The sequence below is a fragment of the Enterobacter cloacae complex sp. 2024EL-00227 genome, assembly GCF_043945315.1.
In the GTDB taxonomy this organism is placed as follows: domain Bacteria; phylum Pseudomonadota; class Gammaproteobacteria; order Enterobacterales; family Enterobacteriaceae; genus Enterobacter; species Enterobacter roggenkampii.
The window spans coordinates 22,496-42,873 of the sequence record NZ_JBIMQP010000001.1 but is presented as its reverse complement, the minus strand read 5'-3'; the positions used below and the strand labels follow the sequence as shown (position 1 = coordinate 42,873).

Below are 20,378 nucleotides of genomic sequence, written 5' to 3'. Positions count from 1 at the left end.
AGAAGTCATTGAAAAAATTGCCATTGCAAAATGGCTTCCTTCAACTGCTGGCAGCGCGGATAATCAATGGTTTCAAGCGCTTGCGCGGTTTCAGAGCGCAGCTTTGCCAGCAACGCTTTTCGCCCGAGCTCATCCGTTTTCCCTGCTAGTTTCCCCCGCAGGGCCGGAAGCGGCATATCAACGGTGAGCAACAACCGCGTCAGCGCGGCAACCGAGGTTGAAAACGCGCGATGGGCAAAAGCAAACCCCGCCAGCTCCCGCCAGTCATCACTATTAAGGGTAGCTTCCCAGCCGTCGTCCACCGGGATCTTTTCACCGTTCCAGGCCGACAGGACGCGCATATCCCGGCATAAACGGTGATGTTCCTGCGCGCACAGCCGACGCCCGGCCTCGCTCAGCGGCAGCAGCGCCATCGCCGTGTAGCAGCCGCTGCTGGCTTCCCGATGGCTCCCCATCCGCACCAGCACAAACCCGCACCGCTGCCAGAAACGCCACAGCTCGTCGGTATAACCAAAACTCACCGACAGATAATCTTCCCCGCTGGCGCTACGGATAAGCCGTTGCCCGATGCCTTCCCGCTGGCGCAGGGGGTGAATCGCAATGCGGCTAACCCGTCGCCCTTTCAGCGTCGCCGCGAGCGGAGAGCCGCCGTGCGCCGCCAGCGACTGCGCCACGAGATTCCCGCGTGGACGCCGGTATCCCGCCCACACGGCGCGGCTAAGCTCCGGTGACAACCCGCCCTCTTCCACCAGCCAGAGCGCGCCTGCAATATCAGCCCCCGTCTCTGCAACAGCAAAGTGCTGGCCGGGCGCGTCCATCATCCGGCGTAAATCGAGCGGTGACGTGCGGTAGTGTGCAGCACACAGCAGTTCATATACGCTTGCCGCGCGTGCCGGGTCGCTCTCCCACATCCGCGGCGCCAGCGGCGTTATACGAACCTCACCTTCCGGTTTGCGATCGATAAGCGCATCATCAAATAACAGAGCATTTGCCACGAACCGCTCAAGCGGACATCCGGCGGCCCAGCGAATGGGGGTCGATAAGGCATAATGCCGCAGTTCGCTGAAACGGGCGCAGAACTTCAGCAGGAATCCCCTGCCCGTCCCTTCATAGCCCTGCACCGTGGTGGTTAATAATACGCGCGTGAAGCGCGTCACCAGCTTCTCCAGCAGCGGGCCCGGGATGGCAGCCGCTTCATCGACAATCAGCCAGTCGGCCTGCAGCGTGGAGGCCAGCAGCGCATCCGGGGCCATAAAGTGGAAATGCTCGCCCGCAAAGCGCGCAATGACATCCGTTGCCCCTTTAGCTGGTGCCGTGACCACCGCACTCCCCTGAATGCTATTGAGCAGCATCCCCGCCAGCGCTGACTTTCCGCGCCCGCGCGGTGCCGTTACGGCAGCGATGCCCGCAGGCATGGTCAGAAGCGCGTCGAGGATCTCCGCCTGCTCGCGCTGCGGTGCGCCGCTGGCAGGCTGCCAGTCGGGTAAATCCGGCGCAACGGGAACGGACAAGGGACGATGCTGCTGCCAGACAATCGCATCCGAATCGGCGGCAAGCGTCCGGCAGAAGTGGTGCACAAAGTGTGGAGTGGCGATCGGCTCCGCGCTGTCGCTCCAGCGCAAAGAATCGCTGTCTGGCCTGTCGGCCCAGTCAGCAAGCGGAGGCACCAGCAGCACCAGGAGGCTTCCGGCGCGTAGCGTCCCGCTGAGCGCGGCGAAGGCTGAGACGTCAAACCCGGCGCGCGCGTCAAAAACGGCGTGAAGGTATTCGCGTCCCAGCAGTCCGCTGAGGGTTTTAGAGGGATTGTCATCCAGCCACAGCCAGTCTCCCGGCAGGGTATTACGCAGGTCAGTCGCCTGACTCAACGTCCACTGCGTCTCACCGCTGAGCACCACCAGCCGACGATGGCCGGTGCGCTCAAGCTCGCGTATCAGCTGTTCAAACGCCAGCATTACATCGCTTTGCCGAAGGTATTACACTGCGCCGGGTCGCCGCTGTCGAAACCGCGTTTAAACCAGCTGTAGCGCTGCTGCGAGGTACCGTGAGTGAAGCTGTCCGGCACGACGCGCCCCTGGCTCTGCTGCTGAAGACGGTCGTCACCGATCGCCTGAGCGGCATTCAGCGCCTCTTCAAGATCGCCGGATTCCAGCACGCCCTGCTGCTGCATGCTGTGGCCCCAGACGCCCGCGAAGCAGTCCGCCTGCAGCTCCATTTTAACGGACAGGCGGTTCACGTCAGCCTGCGACGCATTTTGCTGCAGCTGGCGCACTTTTGGCTCAATTCCCAGCAGCTTTTGCACGTGATGGCCGACTTCATGCGCGATAACGTAACCCTGGGCAAAATCACCGTCAGCGCCAAGCTTGCGTTTCATGTCATCGTAAAAAGAGAGATCGATATAGACGGTGCCGTCCGCCGGGCAGTAGAACGGCCCCATCACGGACTGCCCGGTGCCGCATCCGGTGCGGGTTGCGCCCCGGTACATCACCAGCTTCGGCTGCTGGTAGGTACGCCCCATCTTCTCAAACAGCTGACCCCAGGTGTCTTCCGTTGTGGCGAGGATCACGGAGGTAAATTTGGCCGCTTCATCTTCATTCGGGCTGATGGAGCGCTGAGAATGCTGCTGCTGTTGCAGCGGCTGACCGGTCATTAACCCGGTGAGATCGACGCCGTAATAGCCCGCGACCAGCACCACAATCAGCAGAATGATACCGCCCTTGCCGCTGGGTAAGCGGAAGCCCGGTCCGCCCATGGAAGGACCGCCACCGCCATCACTGCGTCTGTCTTCTACATTGTCACTTTCACGACGCCCTTGCCAGCGCATAACCACCTCTAACTATTCCATTTATAATAGCTATGATCGTAGGCGGTTAACGGCAAGATTACCATAGGAAACAAAGGTAAGACGCCAAAGGATGCGAACATCCTTTGGCAAGTGAGGGAGTTAGTCGAGCTTAACGCCTAAACGGTGAGCAACCGCTTCGTACGCTTCAATCAGGCCACCCAGGCTCTGACGGAAGCGGTCTTTGTCCATTTTATCCAGGGTTTCTTTGTCCCACAGGCGGCTACCGTCCGGTGAGAACTCATCGCCCAGCACCACTTCGCCTTTGAACAGACCAAACTCCAGCTTGAAGTCAACGAGGATCAGGCCCGCGTCATCAAACAATTTTTTCAGCACGTCGTTGGCTTTGTAGGTCAGCTCTTTCATGCGCGCCAGGTTCTCTTTGTTCACCCAGCCGAAGGTTTCGCAATAGGAATCATTGACCATCGGGTCGTGCATGGCATCGTTTTTCAGGAACAGATCGAACAGCGGTGGATTCAGTTCGATACCTTCTTCAATGCCCAGACGCTTCACCAGGGAGCCCGCCGCACGGTTACGAATAACGCACTCAACCGGAACCATATCCAGTTTTTTCACCAGACATTCCGTATCGGACAGCAACGCTTCCATCTGAGTCGGGATACCCGCTTCGGCCAGTTTGGTCATAATGAAGTGGTTGAACTTGTTGTTCACCATGCCTTTACGATCGAACTGCTCAATGCGCGCGCCATCCCCTGCTGACGTATCATTGCGGAACTCGAGCACCAACAGATCCGGGTTTTCCGTGCTGTATACGGTCTTCGCTTTGCCACGATACAACTCAGCTTGCTTCTGCATCTTCATTACTCCTGGTGTGATGATTTGTGTTCAAAACTGGGGATATTATGCCACGCACACGTTTGCGTAGCACGAAAATAAAAAGGGCTGGATTCACCAGCCCTCGTATTTATTTGCTGAATGCTGCCTGGAAAACAGCGACCAGCGCATCGTTCTGCGACTGGGTCAGCGTGTGACCTTTTGGATCGATAAACTGCAGGCTACTGCGGTTATCAAGGTCACCGACCTGAATCTTGTAGTCACCGGAGGCAAGCTGAGGATCTTTCGCGCCCAGTTCCTGCCACGCGCTGTCGGAGAGCGGCTTATAGGTTGCCGTCATGCTGCCGGTTGAGCGGGTGCTGTCGGTCACTTTCATGCCCACTTTTTCCAGCGTCGCTGGCAGACGCTGCCAGGTCTGGTTAAACGGTGCACGCACCACCAGCATTGGCAGGCCGGTATCATCCGCGCCGCTCTGGACATCGAAGGTCACACCGTTGCGGCTCTGCGCGGCGTTGGCAGCATCGGTCGCGTTTTTATCCAGGCCTGCGGCAATCACGTTCAGCATTTCGGTGCTGTAACGCTGCAGGGATGCGGCATCCGCAACCGGTTTACCCGCCTGCTCCAGGTTCAACAGCTTAACGTTAACCGCCTGTTGATAACCCTGCGGTTTAACGGAGACTTGATAACGACCGCGGTACTGCTGGTCTTCATCCAGACGGTTCCATTCGATCCAGTCGGTGGTTAACGTCTGGCTGGCATCATCGCGTTTATCGATGGTGTAGTTCTTCGCCTGAATGACGCTGACAACCTGCGGCCACAGGGTGCTACCGCGCGCGCTCTCAACCATCAGAGACGCCGTATCACCGGTGAACTGGGTACGCGCCCCGCTCACCAGCGCCAGAGGCTGTGCTGGTGGACGAATATCAAGCGCTTTACCGACCAGGCCGCTGCCGTTGGTCACGGGAATATTATAATCGCCGTTCTGAATCGGCAGGATCATACCAGCCGGTGCGTGAAGTTCAGCAAGCGGGGTCGCATCCAGATAGGATTCATCACCGCTCACCTGGCGCTTGTAGCGCGAGTCTGAACTACAGGCAGCGAGCAGCATAACAAGCGAAACACTCGCAACCTTCGCCAGGCGCGACTTCTGTACTGAATAAGCCATCAAATCTCCCTAAACTTTACAGCAAACCGGCATGCTTCAGCGCTGCCCTGACGATATCACGACCGTGGTCGGTAATCGGTGTCATTGGCAGACGCAGCGTGTCGGTTGCTACAAGCCCCAACTCCTTACATGCCCATTTCACTGGGATCGGATTGGGTTCGACAAATAATTTATTGTGCAGCGGCATCAGACGCTGATTTATGACACGCGCTTCATCAAAGTGACCGGCCGCGGCCAGTTTGCACATTTCAGCCATGTCGCGCGCCGCAACGTTTGCCGTTACGGAGATCACGCCATGACCACCGAGCTGCATAAAGTCCAGCGCGGTCGCATCATCACCGCTCAACAGGATAAAGTCGTCTGAAACCAGCTCTTTGATCTGATGAACGCGGCTTAAGTTCCCTGTCGCCTCTTTAATACCGATAATATTTTTGACTTCCGAGAGACGACCAACGGTTTCCGGCAGCATATCGCAACCGGTACGGGACGGCACATTATACAGAATTTGTGGCAAGTCAGTATGTTCAGCGATGGCTTTGAAGTGCTGGAACAAACCTTCCTGAGTAGGACGGTTATAGTAAGGGGTCACCGTCAGACAGCCGACAATGCCGCTGTCGTTAAAACGTTTAGTCAGGCTGATCGCTTCTGCGGTGGCATTCGCGCCTGTGCCCGCGATGACCGGAATACGTCCGTCAGCCAGTTCCAGGGTCAGCATAACCACATCGCCGTGCTCGTCGTGGCTCAGCGTTGCAGATTCACCGGTAGTCCCTACCGAAACGATCGCCGAGGTTCCATTGGCGACATGGTAATCAATCAGCTTCTTCATGCTAGACCGGCAGACGTTACCTTTTTCATCCATCGGTGTTACAAGCGCGACAATACTTCCCGTGAACATGAGCCATCCTCTGTGCGAACAAGAGTCTCAATGGTACGTTTGGAACTGTAATAAAAGCAAGCGACCTGAGGCCCTCAGGCGGTTGTATGCATGTTTTTTTTATGCTTTCCTTAGGAAGACTTAACCATGCAAAGGAAGAACAGGTTTGACAACCTCATCACAACATTACCTGGTTATCACTGCGCTGGGTGCCGACAGGCCGGGTATCGTGAACACCATCACCCGCCACGTAAGCAGTTGCGGCTGTAATATTGAAGACAGCCGTCTGGCCATGCTCGGCGAAGAGTTCACATTCATTATGTTGCTTTCAGGGACATGGAACGCCATCACGTTGATTGAATCGACCCTGCCGCTGAAAGGTGCCGAGCTGGATTTGCTGATCGTCATGAAGCGCACCACCGCGCGCCCTCGCCCGGCCATGCCTTCTACCGTCTGGGTGCAGGTTGAAGTGCCTGATTCTCCACATCTGATAGAGCGCTTCACCGCGCTGTTTGACAGCCATCAGATGAACATCGCCGAGCTCGTTTCCCGCACACAGCCGGGCGACGCAAGCACGGTTCCCACGCTCTTTATTCAAATTACCGCGCACAGTCCTGCGTCACAGGATGCGTCAAATATCGAGCAAGCGTTCAAAGCCCTCTGTACAGAATTAAACGCGCAGGGCAGTATAAGCGTCGTCAATTATTCGCAGCACGAACAGGATGGAGTTGAGTAATGAATCCACTGAAAGCCGGTGACATCGCACCGAAATTTAGCTTACCGGATCAAGACGGCGAGCAAGTAAATTTGACCGACTTCCAGGGACAGCGTGTTCTGGTCTATTTCTACCCGAAAGCCATGACCCCCGGCTGCACCGTACAGGCCTGCGGCTTACGCGATAACATGGATGAGTTGAAAAAAGTCGGCGTGGAAGTGCTGGGTATCAGCACCGATAAACCAGAAAAGCTGTCACGATTTGCTGAAAAAGAGCTGCTGAACTTCACGCTGCTTTCTGACGAAGATCATCAGGTATGCGAGCAGTTCGGCGTCTGGGGCGAGAAGACGTTTATGGGTAAAACCTACGACGGTATTCACCGCATCAGCTTCCTGATTGACGCCGACGGTAAAGTTGAACACGTGTTTGACGACTTCAAAACCAGCAACCACCACGACGTGGTGTTGAACTGGCTGAAAGAAAGTGCCTGAAAGTGAGTGTCGGGTGGCGGCTTCGCCTTACCCGACCTACAAGGATAAATAGGCCGGGTAAGCGCAGCGCCACCCGGCAAAACTTACTGCTCTTCTACCGCCGGCACATCCGGCCACGCGTGGACGACCGCTTTAATCAGCGTCGCCAGCGGAATGGCGAAGAACACGCCCCAGAATCCCCACAGCCCGCCGAAAATCACCACCGATAAGATAATCACCAGCGGATGCAGGTTCACCGCTTCGGAGAACAGCACCGGTACAAGCAGGTTACCGTCCAGCCCCTGAATAATCAGATACACCGCGAAGCAGCTCCAGAACTCGGTACCCAGCCCAAACTGGAACAACGCCACGCCAACCACCGGAATGGTCACCACAAACGCGCCGATGTAGGGGATCAAAACCGAAAATCCGACCAGCACGGCCAGCAGCAGCGAGTAGTTCAGGCCGAAAATCAGGAAGCCAATCCAGGTGGCGACCCCCACCACAATCATCTCCAGCACCTTGCCGCGAATGTAGTTGGTGATCTGCTGGTTCATCTCTTCCCAGACCTGCCCCGCCAGCCCGCGGTTGCGCGGCAGAATACGGCGCACGGCGTTAAGCATCTGGTCTTTATCTTTCACCAGGAAGAAGACCATCAGCGGCACCAGCACGAGGTAGACCGCCAGCGTCAGCAGTCCGACCAGGGACGCCAGAGAGTACTTCACCACCGAATCGCCCATCGTCATGATGCGGGCGCGCATGTTTTCGGCCATCGCGTCGATAATCCCGGCATCCATCAGCGCAGGATAACGGCGCGGCAGCGTGGCGGCGAAATCAGAAAGCTTATTCAGCATGCCGGGCATATCGCGGATCAGGTTAATTCCCTGTTGCCAGGCAACCGGCATCACCACAAAGGCCATCAGCAGCAGGATGCCGACAAACAGCACCAGCACGATGCTGGTCGCCCAGCGGCGGGAACACCCAATATTCTCCAGGCGCGCCGTTGGCCACTCCAGCAGGTACGCCAGCACAATTGCTACCAGCAAAGGGGCGAGCAGGCCGCTGAAGAAGAACAGGATACCGAACCCGGCGACCAGAATAACCAACAAAGCAATGGCTTCCGGGTCGCTGAACCGACGCCGGTACCACTGCATTAACATTTCGAGCATACAACCCTTCCCTGAATCGAATGGCGGGAGTGAGAGGGTGAATTGTATCTAACTGTCACAAAAAAGACTTTCGCTTTTTGTATCCCGATCGCAATCCGCAAAAGCCTGATGAATGGGATTTTCTTCATGCTACAACACGGCTACACTCGCAGGGCAGCAGAGATGAACGATATGCCGGTTCATCGGTCAAACTAGCACATCTAACATACAGGACAGTGGTTATGTTCAGGCAGTTGAGAAAAACACTGGTTGCAACACTGATTGCCGCGGTGACGGTCGGTCAGGTGTTGCCCGCTTTTGCTGACTCGTCCGATACATTGCCGGACATGGGCACCACGGCAGGAAGCACGCTCTCTATTGGGCAAGAGATGCAAATGGGCGACTACTATGTCCGCCAGCTGCGCGGCAGCGCCCCGCTGATTAACGACCCTTTGCTGGTACAGTACATAAACGGGCTGGGAATGCGCCTGGTGGCGCACGCCGACTCGGTAAAAACCCCCTTCCATTTCTATTTAATCAATAATGACGAAATCAACGCCTTCGCCTTCTTTGGCGGTAACGTGGTGCTGCATTCGGCGTTATTCCGTTATTCGGACAACGAAAGCCAGCTGGCCTCGGTCATGGCGCACGAAATTTCGCACGTCACCCAGCGGCACCTGGCGCGTGCGATGGAAGACCAGAAACGTAACGCTCCCCTCACCTGGGTGGGCGCACTGGGTTCCATTCTGCTGGCGATGGCCAGCCCGCAGGCCGGGATGGCGGCGCTGACCGGTACGCTGGCCGGGACGCGCCAGGGGATGATCAGCTTTACCCAACAAAACGAGCAGGAAGCGGACCGTATCGGCATCCAGGTGTTACAGCGCTCAGGCTTTGACCCGCAGGCCATGCCGAGCTTCCTCGAAAAACTGCTCGATCAGGCGCGTTATTCTTCCCGTCCACCGGAAATTTTGCTCACGCACCCGCTGCCTGAGAGCCGTCTGTCGGACGCGCGTAACCGTGCCAACCAGATGCGCCCGGTCGTGGTCCAGTCTTCGCAGGATTTCTACATGGCGAAAGTGAGAACGCTGGGGATGTACAATTCCGGGCGTAACCAGCTCACCAGCGACCTGCTGGATGCCCTGGCGAAAGGCAACGTGCGTGAGAAAAACGCCGCGCAGTATGGTCAGGCGCTCCAGGCGATGGAAGCCAGCAAATACGACGAGGCGCGTAAAGCGCTGCAACCGCTTCTGGCTGCCGACCCGAACAACCCGTGGTATCTCGATCTGTCGACGGATATCGATCTGGGACAGAAGAAGCCTGCCGATGCGATTAACCGCCTGAAAGGGGCGAAAGACGTCCGCACCAACCCGGTGCTGCAGCTTAACCTGGCGAACGCTTACCTGCAGGGCGGCCAGCCGGGTGAAGCGGCGACCATCCTGAACCGTTACACCTTTAACAATAAAGACGATCAAAACGGCTGGGATCTGCTCGCTCAGGCGGAAGCCCAGCTTGGCAACCGCGACCAGGAGCTCGCGGCGCGTGCCGAAGGCTTTGCCCTGGTGGGCCGCCTCGATCAGGCCATTTCCGCGCTCAGCAGCGCCAGCTCGCAGGTCAAACTCGGCAGCCTCCAGCAGGCCCGATACGACGCGCGTATCGATCAGCTTCGCGGCCTGCAGCAGCGCTTCAAGCCGTACGAGAAGATGTAATCAAGGAGAATTCACGTCATGACCGACGCCGTAAAAATTTATCACAACCCGCGCTGCTCCAAGAGCCGCGATACCCTGAGCCTGTTGAAGTCTAACGGCGTGGAGCCGGAGGTGGTGCTGTACCTCGACACCCCACCGGACGCGCAAACCCTCCGCCAGCTGCTGCATATGCTGGGCATGGGCAGTGCACGGGATCTGATGCGCAAGAAAGAAGATCTGTATACGTCGCTTAACCTGAATGACGACCGTCTCTCCGAGGATCGGCTGATACAGGCGATGGTTGAAAATCCAAAGCTGATTGAGCGCCCGATTGTGGTGGCGAACGGCCAGGCGCGCATTGGACGCCCGCCGGAAGACGTGCTCGAGATCCTCTGATGGTTTCGCCCGGTGGCGCTGCGCTTACCGGGCCTACGGGTACCATATGTAGGCCGGGTAAGGCGCAGCCGGCACCCGGCACAACTATAGCTTCAGAATATCTTTCACAAACGGAATGGTCAGCTTGCGCTGGGCGGTAATCGAGGCGCGATCGAGCTGATCCAGCGTGTCGAACAGCGTGCGCATTTCGCGGTCCAGCCGCTTCAGCAGGAAACGGCCCACGTCTTCCGGCAGCTCAAACCCACGCTGCTTTGCACGCAGCTGTAGCGCCTGAAGCTTATCTTCATCCGACAGCGGCTGGAGCTTGTAGATTTGTCCCCAGTCCAGGCGAGACGCCAGATCCGGCAGGCCCAGATTCAGCTGCCGAGGCGGGCGATCGCCGGTGATCAGCAGCCGGGTTTTGCCCGATTCCAGAATGCGGTTGTAGAGGTTAAAGATCGCCATTTCCCACGGCTCATCCCCCGCCACGCATTCGATGTTATCGATGCAGACCAGGGAGAGATGTTCCATCCCCTCCAGCACGTCAGGGACAAACCAGGTTCGTTTATCCAGCGGCACGTAGCCTACCGCATCACCGCGCGCCGAAAGCTCCGCACAGGCGGCATGCAGCAGATGGCTGCGCCCCGCACCTTCGCGTGACCAGATATAGATGTATCCGCTGTGTTCCTGACGCAGCACGTTTTGCAGTGCAGCCAGTAAAGAGGGGTTATCACCCGGCCAGAAACTTGCAAACGTTTCGTCGTCAGGGAGATAGAGTGGCAGAGAGAGCTGTGCCGGTCCGTTCAGAAGTACCTCAACCAGATCTGACATAAAATCGGCATGGAGTTTAACACGGAACCTGCAAGGAGAGAACCGGGCGGATCGTCCGCCCGGTTAAAGGATCACTGTGACGCTTTTTCGCTTTCGTCAGCGTCCAGCACCACCTCTTCCGGGCGGATCACGGAGATCAGCTTGAAAATGAGGCTCAGGCCCACGCCGACGATGGTCGCCAGCGCCATGCCTTTCAGCTCGGCCGCCCCGATGTGCACCTTCGCGCCGCTCACGCCGATAATCAGGATCACCGACGTCAGGATCAGGTTCTGCGCTTTGCTGTAATCCACTTTGGATTCAATCAGCACGCGAATACCGGAGGCACCGATGACCCCGTACAGCAGCAGAGACACGCCGCCCATCACCGGCACCGGGATGATCTGAATCGCTGCCGCCAGCTTGCCGACGCAGGAGAGCAGAATGGCGATGATCGCCGCGCCGCCGATAACCCAGGTACTGTAGACGCGGGTAATCGCCATCACGCCGATATTTTCACCGTAGGTGGTGTTTGGCGTAGACCCAAAGAAACCGGAAATGATGGTGGAGAAACCGTTCGCAAACATGGAACGGTGCAGGCCCGGGTCGCGGATCAGGTCACGTTTGACAATGTTTGCCGTCACCACCAGGTGGCCGACGTGCTCTGCAATCACCACCAGCGCCGCAGGCAGAATGGTGAAAATCGCAAACCATTCGAAGCGCGGCGTATAGAAGGTAGGCAGCGCGAACCAGTGCGCCTGCGCGATCGGGGTGGTATCCACCACGCCCATCATAAAGGAGAGCGCATAGCCCGCCAGCACGCCGATCAGGATCGGGATAATCGCCATAAAGCCGCGGAACAGCACGGAACCAAAGACCGTTACGCCCAGGGTCACCAGCGAGATGATAATGGTTTTGGAATCCGGCGACTGGCCGTCTGCTGGCAGCAGGCCGGCCATGTTCGCCGCCACGCCCGCCAGCTCAAGACCGATGACGGCCACGATGGCGCCCATCGCCGCAGGGGGGAACATCACGTCCAGCCAGCCGGTACCGGCTTTCTTCACGATGAAGGAGACCAGGCAGAACAGCACGCCACACATGATAAAGCCGCCCAGCGCGACCTCATAACCCAGCGGCAGCAACAATAACACCGGAGAGATAAAGGCGAAGCTCGACCCGAGATACGCCGGGATTTTGCCTTTACAGATAAAGAGATACAGCAGCGTACCGATGCCGTTGAACAGCAGTACGGTAGCCGGGTTAATGTGGAACAGGATTGGCACCAGCACGGTTGCGCCAAACATGGCGAACAGGTGCTGCAAACTAAGCGGGATAGTCTGTAAAAGCGGCGGTCTTTCACTCACCCCGATAGCACGGCGCGTCATAGTGTTTTCCTCTGAGTAGTATCGTTGTTGGTGTTTTATTCAAAAAAAAGCCGACTATCAAAGTCGGCTTATTTATCGTTATTCGATTATTTCGTACCAAAGATCTTATCGCCGGCATCGCCGAGCCCCGGGATGATGTACCCGTGCTCGTTCAGGCCCTGGTCGATAGAGGCGGTATACAGCTCAACGTCCGGGTGCGCTTTTTCCAGTGCCGCGATCCCTTCCGGTGCCGCAACCAGCACCAGCACTTTAATGCTGCTGCAGCCCGCTTTTTTCAGCAGGTCGATAGTGGCAATCATTGAACCGCCGGTTGCCAGCATCGGGTCAACCACCAGCGCCATACGCTCGTCGATGTTGGACACCAGCTTCTGGAAGTAAGGAACCGGCTCGAGGGTTTCTTCGTTACGGTAGATCCCCACCACGCTGATGCGCGCGCTTGGCACATGCTCCAGCACGCCTTCCATCATGCCGAGACCGGCACGCAGGATTGGCACAACGGTAATTTTCTTACCTTTGATCTGCTCAACCTGCACCGGGCCGTTCCAGCCTTCGATGGTGACTTTTTCTGTCTCCAGATCGGAGGTCGCTTCGTAAGTCAGCAGGCTGCCGACTTCAGAGGCCAGTTCGCGAAAACGCTTCGTGCTGATGTCATGCTCACGCATCAGGCCCAACTTGTGTTTAACGAGTGGGTGTTTCACTTCCACAATCTTCATTCTCTTTCTCCTCTGAATGGCATCCGCAAAAAAATCGCGGGATTATACCGCTTTTTTCGGATTGCGCCATACCCATGTTGCTTGACGTATATCAAGCAAAGTGATTTAGAGACAAAAAAACCGGAGGCGAGACTCCGGCTTGGGTGCGGGTTCTGCCGGGTGGCGCTAACGCTTACCCGGCCTACACGTCCCGTAGGCCCGGTAAGCGCAGCGCCACCGGGCAATTATAGCTGCTCGCCGTTGCTCGCAATCACCTGCTTATACCAGTCGAACGACTTTTTCTTGCTGCGGTTCAGCGTGCCGTTGCCTTCATTGTCTTTATCGACAAAGATAAAGCCGTAGCGTTTTTTCATTTCACCGGTACCGGCAGATACGAGGTCGATACAGCCCCACGGGGTGTAACCCATCAGGTCTACGCCATCTTCCACCACCGCTTTTTTCATCTCGCGGATGTGGGCGGCCAGGTAGTCAATACGGTACTGGTCGTTCACCGTGCCGTCGCTCTCCTGCACGTCGATTGCGCCAAAGCCGTTTTCAACGATAAACAGCGGCAGCTGGTAGTGATCCCAGAACCAGTTGAGGGAGTAGCGCAGCCCCACCGGGTCAATCTGCCAGCCCCAGTCAGATTTCTGCACGTACGGGTTAGAGACCAGGCTCTTGCTCTCGTCATAGTCCAGCTGCGGGTTGTCCGCCGTCGCCTTGGTGGCGAAGGACATATAATAGCTAAACCCGATGTAATCCACGCAGCCCTGCGTCAGCGCGACTTTATCCTCTTCGGTGATATCCAGCGCGAAGCCGCGACGTTCAAAGTAGTTGAGCAGATGCTGCGGGTACTTGCCGCGCACGTGCACGTCGGTGAACCAGTAGCGGCGGTGCATGGCGTTCATCGCCATCATCATATCGTCCGGCGCGCAGGTTAGCGGGTAGATGGGGCACATGGCAATCATGCAGCCGATCTGCAGGGACGGGTTAATCTCGCGCCCCGCCTTCACCGCCAGGGCGCTGGCCACCAGTTCATAGTGCGCGGCCTGGAACATCACCGGCTCACGATCTTCACCCGGCGCGTACTTCAGCCCGGAGTTGGTAAACGGCGCAAAGTCTTCATGGAAGTTGGCCTGGTTGTTGATCTCGTTAAAGGTCATCCAGTACTTCACTTTATGCTGATAGCGCTGGAAAACCACTTTTGCAAAACGCACAAAGAAGTCGATCAGCTTACGGTTGCGCCAGCCGCCGTATTCCGTGACCAGGTGGAAAGGCATCTCGAAGTGGGAAAGCGTAATCACCGGTTCGATGCCGTACTTCAGGCACTCGTCGAACAGATCGTCATAGAATTTCAGACCGGCCTCGTTCGGCTCAAGCTCGTCACCTTTCGGGAAGATACGCGTCCAGGCGATGGAGGTACGGAAGCATTTGAACCCCATCTCAGCAAAGAGTTTGATGTCTTCTTTATAGCGGTGGTAGAAATCGATGGCTTCATGGTTAGGGTAATTTTTCCCCTCAAGCACGCCGTTGGTGATTTCGCGCGGTACGCCGTGCGCGCCCGCCGTCATCACATCGGCAACGCTAACGCCCTTGCCGCCCTCTTTCCAGCCGCCCTCAAGCTGATGCGCCGCAACGGCACCACCCCACAGAAAATCTGCTTTAAATCCTGACATTTGCTTTCCCTCATTCTGCGTTATTTTCTGCAAAAACAATTACAGAAACCGGTTTCAGTTTGATGATGTGCAAAGGGGATAGCCGTTGCAAGCAGAACGCCGAAACCGGTTTCATTTTCGTGAACAGAGTCAAGTTTGTCGCCCTGCATAAGCCAGAGAGAAAAAAAGATCCCCGCACCGAGAATAGGCTCGCAAACGTTTGCCTGGACTGTTAGAATTGCGCCGATTTTTCTTACTAGCTATGCAATCGCGTGGGGACTTGAGCCGTGACCAACAAAACTTCTCTCAGCTACAAAGATGCCGGTGTTGATATTGACGCAGGTAATGCGCTGGTTGACCGAATCAAAGGTGTGGTGAAAAAAACCCGCCGCCCGGAAGTGATGGGTGGTCTGGGTGGATTCGGCGCACTGTGCGCGCTGCCGCAAAAATATCGTGAACCTGTTCTGGTCTCGGGTACTGACGGTGTAGGCACCAAGCTGCGCCTGGCGATGGATTTAAAACGTCACGACACGATCGGTATCGATCTGGTCGCGATGTGTGTGAATGACCTTGTGGTTCAGGGCGCAGAGCCGCTGTTCTTCCTCGATTACTACGCGACCGGCAAACTGGACGTGGATACCGCGGCCAGCGTCATTAACGGTATCGCCGAAGGCTGTCTGCAGTCCGGCTGTGCGCTGGTCGGCGGCGAAACCGCTGAAATGCCGGGTATGTATCACGGCGAAGATTATGACGTCGCGGGCTTCTGCGTCGGCGTAGTAGAAAAATCAGAAATTATCGACGGCAGCAAAGTGGCGGATGGTGACGTGCTGATCGCGCTGGCCTCCAGCGGCCCGCACTCCAACGGCTACTCTCTGGTGCGTAAAATTCTCGAAGTGAGCGGCTGCGACCCGCTGACCACCGAGCTTGACGGTAAACCGCTGGCAGACCACCTGCTGGCGCCAACCCGCATCTACGTGAAAAACGTGCTGGAACTGATTGAGAACGTTGACGTGCACGCTATCGCCCACCTGACCGGCGGCGGCTTCTGGGAAAACATCCCGCGCGTGCTGCCGGACAACACCCAGGCCGTAATCGACGAATCCTCATGGCAGTGGCCAGCCGTGTTTAACTGGCTGCAGACCGCAGGCAACGTGAGCTCTCACGAAATGTACCGCACCTTTAACTGCGGCGTGGGCATGGTTATCGCCCTGCCGGCAAGCGAAGCGGATAAAGCGGTTAAACTGCTGACCGAAAAAGGTGAAAACGCGTGGAAAATCGGTACGATTAAAGCCTCCGATTCCAAACAGCGTGTGGTCATTGAATGAAAAACATCGTGGTGCTCATTTCCGGCAACGGAAGCAATTTGCAGGCCATCATTGACGCCTGCAAACAGAAGAAAATCAACGGCACCATTCGGGCAGTATTCAGCAACAAGGCCGACGCGTTCGGCCTTGAGCGCGCGCGGGAAGCGAACATTCCCGCGCACGCGCTGGAAGCCAGTCAGTTCGCCGGGCGTGAAGCCTTTGACCGCGAGCTGGTTCAGGAGATTGATGCCTACGCACCGGACGTCGTGGTGCTGGCGGGCTATATGCGCATTCTGAGCCCGGCTTTTGTTGCGCACTACGCCGGACGTCTGCTGAATATTCACCCTTCTCTTCTGCCGAAATATCCCGGCCTGCACACCCATCGTCAGGTTCTGGAAAACGGCGATGAGGAGCACGGCACCTCCGTGCATTTCGTTACCGACGAGCTGGACGGCGGTCCGGTGATCCTGCAGGCCAAAGTCCCGGTCTTTAACGGCGACAGCGAAGAAGACGTGACCGAACGCGTGCAGACCCAGGAACACGCCATTTACCCGCTGGTGGTAAGCTGGTTTGTCGACGGGCGTCTCGAAATGCGCGACGGCGCTGCCTGGCTGGATGGCGTGAAGTTACCCCCGCAGGGCCATGCGGCGGAAGAGTAGTTTGTTATGTCGGGTGGCGCCGCGCTTACCCGACATCTACCTTGCATTACCCGATATTCCCTTCTCCAACCTTCTAAATTCCCCAACAAAAAAAATAACTGTCATACTTTTCTGGCACTGTTGGACATATCGTGGAAATGCTCGCCATAATAAGGACGAGACGGATTTACCACGTCCTGTGATTGAACTGGAGTGTGAGCTGTAATGGGTCAGGAAAAGTTATATATCGAGAAAGAGCTAAGCTGGTTAGCATTTAACGAACGTGTACTCCAGGAAGCGGCTGACAAAAGTAACCCGCTGATCGAACGCATGCGTTTTTTGGGCATCTATTCCAACAACCTGGATGAGTTCTACAAGGTTCGCTTTGCCGAGCTGAAAAGACGGATCATCATCAGTGAAGAACAGGGCTTAAACTCTCACTCGCGGCATCTGCTGGGCAAAATCCAGTCCCGCGTGTTGAAAGCCGATCAGGAATTTGACGGCCTGTATAACGAACTGCTGCTGGAGATGGCGCGCAATCAAATCTTCCTGATTAACGAACGTCAGCTTTCCGTTAACCAACAAAACTGGCTGCGCCACTATTTTAAACAGTACCTGCGCCAGCACATTACCCCGATTCTCATCAACCGCGAAACCGATCTGGTGCAGTTCCTGAAAGATGACTACACCTATCTGGCCGTAGAAATTATTCGCGGTGAATCCATTCGCTACGCGCTGCTGGAGATCCCGTCCGACAAGGTCCCGCGCTTCGTGAACCTGCCGCCTGAAACCCCGCGCAGACGCAAGCCGATGATACTGCTGGACAACATCCTGCGCTACTGTCTCGACGACATTTTCAAAGGCTTCTTCGATTACGATGCGTTAAACGCCTACTCGATGAAGATGACCCGTGACGCCGAATATGACCTGGTGCACGAGATGGAGGCCAGCCTGATGGAGCTGATGTCCTCCAGCCTGAAACAACGCCTGACGGCCGAGCCGGTGCGCTTTGTTTATCAGCGCGATATGCCGGACGCCATGGTAGAAATGCTGCGCGAGAAGCTGACCATTTCGCGCTATGACTCCATCGTGCCGGGCGGCCGTTACCACAACTTTAAAGACTTCATTGGCTTCCCGAACGTCGGCAAGGCCAATCTGGTGAACAAGCCGCTGCCGCGCCTGCGCCATCTGTGGTTTGATAAATTCCGCAACGGGTTCGACGCCATTCGCGAGCGCGATGTTCTGCTCTACTATCCGTATCACACGTTTGAACACGTGCTGGAGCTGCTGCGACAGGCCTCGTTCGACCCGAGCGTGCTGGCGATCAAAATCAACATCTACCGCGTGGCAAAAGATTCCCGGATCATCGATGCGATGATCCACGCCGCGCACAACGGCAAAAAAGTGACCGTGGTGGTTGAGCTGCAGGCGCGATTCGACGAAGAGGCGAACATTCACTGGGCGCGCCGTCTGACGGAAGCGGGCGTGCACGTGATCTTCTCCGCGCCGGGTCTGAAAATTCACGCCAAGCTGTTCCTGATCTCCCGTAAAGAGGGCGACGACGTGGTGCGCTATGCCCACATCGGTACCGGGAACTTTAACGAGAAAACGGCGCGAATTTATACCGACTACTCGCTGCTGACCGCCGATGCGCGCATCACCAACGAGGTACGCCGGGTCTTTAACTTCATTGAGAACCCGTACCGCCCTGTCAGCTTCGACTATCTGCTGGTCTCGCCGCAGAACTCGCGCCGTCTGCTGTACGATATGATTGATAAAGAGATTGCCAATGCCCAGAAAGGACTGTCGTCCGGCATCACCCTGAAGCTTAACAATCTGGTCGACAAAGGACTGGTGGACAGGCTGTACGCCGCGTCCAGCTCTGGCGTACCGGTTAACCTGCTGATCCGCGGCATGTGCTCGCTGATCCCGGAACTGGAAGGCATCAGCGATAATATTCGGGTGATCAGCATTGTTGACCGTTACCTGGAACACGATCGGGTCTATATTTTCGATAATGCAGGCGACAAACAGGTCTATCTCTCTTCGGCAGACTGGATGACGCGCAATATTGACTACCGAATTGAAGTCGCAACCCCGCTGCTGGATCCGCGTCTGAAACAGCGTATTCTCGACATTATCGAGATCCTGTTCAGCGATACGGTGAAGGCGCGCTATATCGACAAAGAACTCAGTAACCGCTATGTACCGCGCGGCAACCGCCGTAAAGTGCGGTCGCAACTGGCGATTTACGACTATATCAAATCACTCGAGCAACCCGATTAACCTATGCCGATAAATGATAAGACCCCACGCCCGCAGGAATTCGCCGCGGTCGATCTTGGCTCTAACAGTTTCCACATGGTCATCGCCCGTGAGGTGGATGGCGCGCTGCAGATCATCGGTCGTCTGAAGCAGCGCGTACACCTGGCGGATGGCCTTGATGAACGCAGCATGCTCAGCGAAGAGGCGATGGAGCGCGGGTTAAACTGCCTGTCGCTGTTTGCTGAACGCCTGCAGGGCTTCTCGCCCTCCAGCGTATGCATCGTGGGCACCCACACCCTGCGCCAGGCGCTGAACGCGCCAGAGTTTCTCAAGCGGGCCGAAAAGGTGATCCCCTACCCGATTGAGATCATCTCCGGTAACGAGGAAGCGCGTCTGATTTTCATGGGCGTCGAGCACACCCAGCCGGAAAAAGGGCGCAAGCTGGTGATCGACATCGGCGGCGGTTCTACGGAGCTTGTGATCGGCGAAGACTTTGAGCCTCGCCTGGTGGAAAGCCGCCGTATGGGCTGCGTCAGCTTCGCGCAGATGTATTTCCCGGGCGGCACCATCACCCGCGAGAACTTCCAGCGTGCGCGTATGGCGGCAGTCCAGAAGCTGGAAAACCTGGCCTGGCAGTACCGCATTCAGGGCTGGAACGTCGCGCTGGGCGCGTCGGGCACCATCAAGGCGGCGCATGAAGTGCTGCTGGCAATGGGTGAAAAAGATGGGTTCATCACGCCCGAACGCCTGACGCTACTGACCGACGAAGTGCTGAAGCATAAAAGTTTTGACGCCTTAAGCCTGCCGGGGCTTTCCGACGAGCGTAAGGCGGTCTTCGTGCCGGGGCTGGCCATTCTCTGCGGCGTGTTTGATGCGCTGGCCATTAAAGAGCTGCGCCTTTCCGACGGCGCGCTGCGCGAAGGCGTGCTGTACGAAATGGAAGGCCGCTTCCGCCATCAGGATATTCGCAGCCGCACCGCGCAAAGCCTGGCCAACCAGTACAACATCGACCGCGAGCAGGCGAAGCGCGTGCTGGACACCACGGTGCAGATGTATGAACAGTGGGAAGAGCAGAATCCGAAGCTCGCGCACCCGCAGCTTGCCGCGCTGTTAAAATGGGCCGCGATGCTCCATGAGGTGGGTCTGAATATCAACCATAGCGGGATGCACCGCCATTCGGCCTATATTTTGCAAAACAGCGATCTGCCTGGCTTCAACCAGGAGCAGCAAACCATGATGGCGACCCTGGTGCGCTATCACCGCAAAGCCATCAAGCTCGACGACCTGCCGCGCTTCACGCTGTTTAAGAAAAAGCAGTTCCTGCCGCTGATTCAGCTCCTGCGTCTGGGCGTGCTGCTCAATAACCAGCGTCAGGCGACCACCACGCCGCCCACGCTGAAGCTGAAAACCGACGACCATCACTGGACGCTGAGCTTCCCGCACGACTGGTTCAGCCAGAACGCGCTGGTCCTGCTGGACCTGGAAAAGGAGCAGCAGTACTGGGAAGCGGTCACCGGCTGGCTGCTCAAAATCGAGGAAGAGAGCGCCGACGTCGCCGCATAACGG

Annotated in this window: 18 protein-coding genes; 8 read left to right on the top strand and 10 right to left on the bottom strand. The window is 56.9% G+C overall.

The features are described from left to right. Nucleotides 1-5 precede the first annotated feature (5 nt). The 5 genes from ACHH0Z_RS00180 to dapA all read right to left on the bottom strand — a co-directional run bounded on the left by ACHH0Z_RS00180 (nt 6) and on the right by dapA (nt 5,694). Nucleotides 6-1,952: a tRNA(Met) cytidine acetyltransferase TmcA gene (locus tag ACHH0Z_RS00180; RefSeq protein WP_045406090.1), complete on the bottom strand. Its 1,947-nt coding sequence runs from the start codon at nt 1,950-1,952 to the stop codon at nt 6-8. Next, nucleotides 1,952-2,821: a neutral zinc metallopeptidase gene (locus ACHH0Z_RS00175; protein WP_008501630.1), complete on the bottom strand. Its 870-nt coding sequence runs from the start codon at nt 2,819-2,821 to the stop codon at nt 1,952-1,954. Before ACHH0Z_RS00175 ends, ACHH0Z_RS00180 begins: the two co-directional genes overlap by 1 nt. Before the next feature lie 120 nt (nt 2,822-2,941). After that, nucleotides 2,942-3,655: a phosphoribosylaminoimidazolesuccinocarboxamide synthase gene (purC, locus tag ACHH0Z_RS00170; protein ID WP_008501631.1), complete on the bottom strand. Its 714-nt coding sequence runs from the start codon at nt 3,653-3,655 to the stop codon at nt 2,942-2,944. Between the two features lie 109 nt (nt 3,656-3,764). Then, nucleotides 3,765-4,799 carry an outer membrane protein assembly factor BamC gene (gene bamC, locus ACHH0Z_RS00165; RefSeq protein ID WP_008501632.1) on the bottom strand — a complete coding sequence of 345 codons (1,035 nt, stop codon included), beginning with the start codon at nt 4,797-4,799 and terminating at the stop codon, nt 3,765-3,767. A 16-nt stretch (nt 4,800-4,815) separates the two neighbouring features. Continuing rightward, a complete protein-coding gene (dapA, locus tag ACHH0Z_RS00160; protein ID WP_008501633.1) occupies nt 4,816-5,694 on the bottom strand; it encodes a 4-hydroxy-tetrahydrodipicolinate synthase in 879 nt (292 codons plus the stop codon). Nucleotides 5,695-5,839: 145 nt separating this feature from the next. Here dapA and ACHH0Z_RS00155 point away from each other — a divergent pair, with 145 nt between their 5' ends. After that, nucleotides 5,840-6,409 carry a glycine cleavage system transcriptional repressor gene (locus ACHH0Z_RS00155; protein WP_023325845.1) on the top strand — a complete coding sequence of 190 codons (570 nt, stop codon included), beginning with the start codon at nt 5,840-5,842 and terminating at the stop codon, nt 6,407-6,409. Next, the gene (bcp, locus tag ACHH0Z_RS00150) at nt 6,409-6,879 is read left to right on the top strand and encodes a thioredoxin-dependent thiol peroxidase (RefSeq protein WP_008501635.1); all 471 of its coding nucleotides are present in this window, start codon (nt 6,409-6,411) and stop codon (nt 6,877-6,879) included. The genes ACHH0Z_RS00155 and bcp overlap by 1 nt, the downstream gene beginning before the upstream one ends. An 83-nt stretch (nt 6,880-6,962) precedes the next feature. Here bcp and ACHH0Z_RS00145 read toward each other — a convergent pair whose 3' ends face one another. Then, nucleotides 6,963-8,027, bottom strand: coding sequence for an AI-2E family transporter (locus ACHH0Z_RS00145; protein WP_008501636.1), 1,065 nt, complete (start codon nt 8,025-8,027; stop codon nt 6,963-6,965). A 221-nt stretch (nt 8,028-8,248) separates the two neighbouring features. Between ACHH0Z_RS00145 and bepA the strand changes: the two genes are divergently transcribed. Both bepA and arsC read left to right on the top strand, forming a co-directional pair. Then, nucleotides 8,249-9,712, top strand: coding sequence for a beta-barrel assembly-enhancing protease (gene bepA, locus ACHH0Z_RS00140; protein WP_021241809.1), 1,464 nt, complete (start codon nt 8,249-8,251; stop codon nt 9,710-9,712). A gap of 18 nt (nt 9,713-9,730) precedes the next feature. Further along, the gene (gene arsC, locus ACHH0Z_RS00135; RefSeq protein WP_008501638.1) at nt 9,731-10,087 is read left to right on the top strand and encodes an arsenate reductase (glutaredoxin); all 357 of its coding nucleotides are present in this window, start codon (nt 9,731-9,733) and stop codon (nt 10,085-10,087) included. 84 nt (nt 10,088-10,171) lie between these two features. Here arsC and ACHH0Z_RS00130 read toward each other — a convergent pair whose 3' ends face one another. From ACHH0Z_RS00130 to ACHH0Z_RS00115, 4 genes are all read right to left on the bottom strand, one after another. Further along, on the bottom strand, nt 10,172-10,873 hold the full coding sequence (locus ACHH0Z_RS00130; RefSeq protein ID WP_213014348.1) for a DnaA inactivator Hda: 702 nt from the start codon (nt 10,871-10,873) through the stop codon (nt 10,172-10,174). Between the two features lie 95 nt (nt 10,874-10,968). After that, entirely contained in the window at nt 10,969-12,258 is a 1,290-nt protein-coding gene (gene uraA / locus ACHH0Z_RS00125; RefSeq protein ID WP_023294266.1) for a uracil permease, read from the bottom strand. A gap of 86 nt (nt 12,259-12,344) precedes the next feature. After that, on the bottom strand, nt 12,345-12,971 hold the full coding sequence (gene upp / locus ACHH0Z_RS00120) for a uracil phosphoribosyltransferase (RefSeq protein ID WP_008501641.1): 627 nt from the start codon (nt 12,969-12,971) through the stop codon (nt 12,345-12,347). 224 nt (nt 12,972-13,195) lie between these two features. Beyond that, nucleotides 13,196-14,626 carry a 6-phospho-beta-glucosidase gene (locus tag ACHH0Z_RS00115; protein ID WP_008501642.1) on the bottom strand — a complete coding sequence of 477 codons (1,431 nt, stop codon included), beginning with the start codon at nt 14,624-14,626 and terminating at the stop codon, nt 13,196-13,198. A 266-nt stretch (nt 14,627-14,892) separates the two neighbouring features. Between ACHH0Z_RS00115 and purM the strand changes: the two genes are divergently transcribed. The 4 genes from purM to ppx all read left to right on the top strand — a co-directional run bounded on the left by purM (nt 14,893) and on the right by ppx (nt 20,375). After that, nucleotides 14,893-15,930, top strand: a complete 1,038-nt coding sequence (purM, locus tag ACHH0Z_RS00110; RefSeq protein WP_045406087.1) for a phosphoribosylformylglycinamidine cyclo-ligase — start codon at nt 14,893-14,895, stop codon at nt 15,928-15,930. Beyond that, entirely contained in the window at nt 15,927-16,568 is a 642-nt protein-coding gene (purN, locus tag ACHH0Z_RS00105) for a phosphoribosylglycinamide formyltransferase (RefSeq protein ID WP_045351567.1), read from the top strand. The genes purM and purN overlap by 4 nt, the downstream gene beginning before the upstream one ends. 204 nt (nt 16,569-16,772) lie before the next feature. Further along, nucleotides 16,773-18,833 (top strand): polyphosphate kinase 1, encoded by a 2,061-nt coding sequence (gene ppk1 / locus ACHH0Z_RS00100; protein ID WP_008501645.1) that lies wholly within the window; start codon nt 16,773-16,775, stop codon nt 18,831-18,833. A gap of 3 nt (nt 18,834-18,836) precedes the next feature. Continuing rightward, nucleotides 18,837-20,375, top strand: a complete 1,539-nt coding sequence (ppx, locus tag ACHH0Z_RS00095) for an exopolyphosphatase (protein WP_008501646.1) — start codon at nt 18,837-18,839, stop codon at nt 20,373-20,375. Nucleotides 20,376-20,378: the final 3 nt, after the last annotated feature.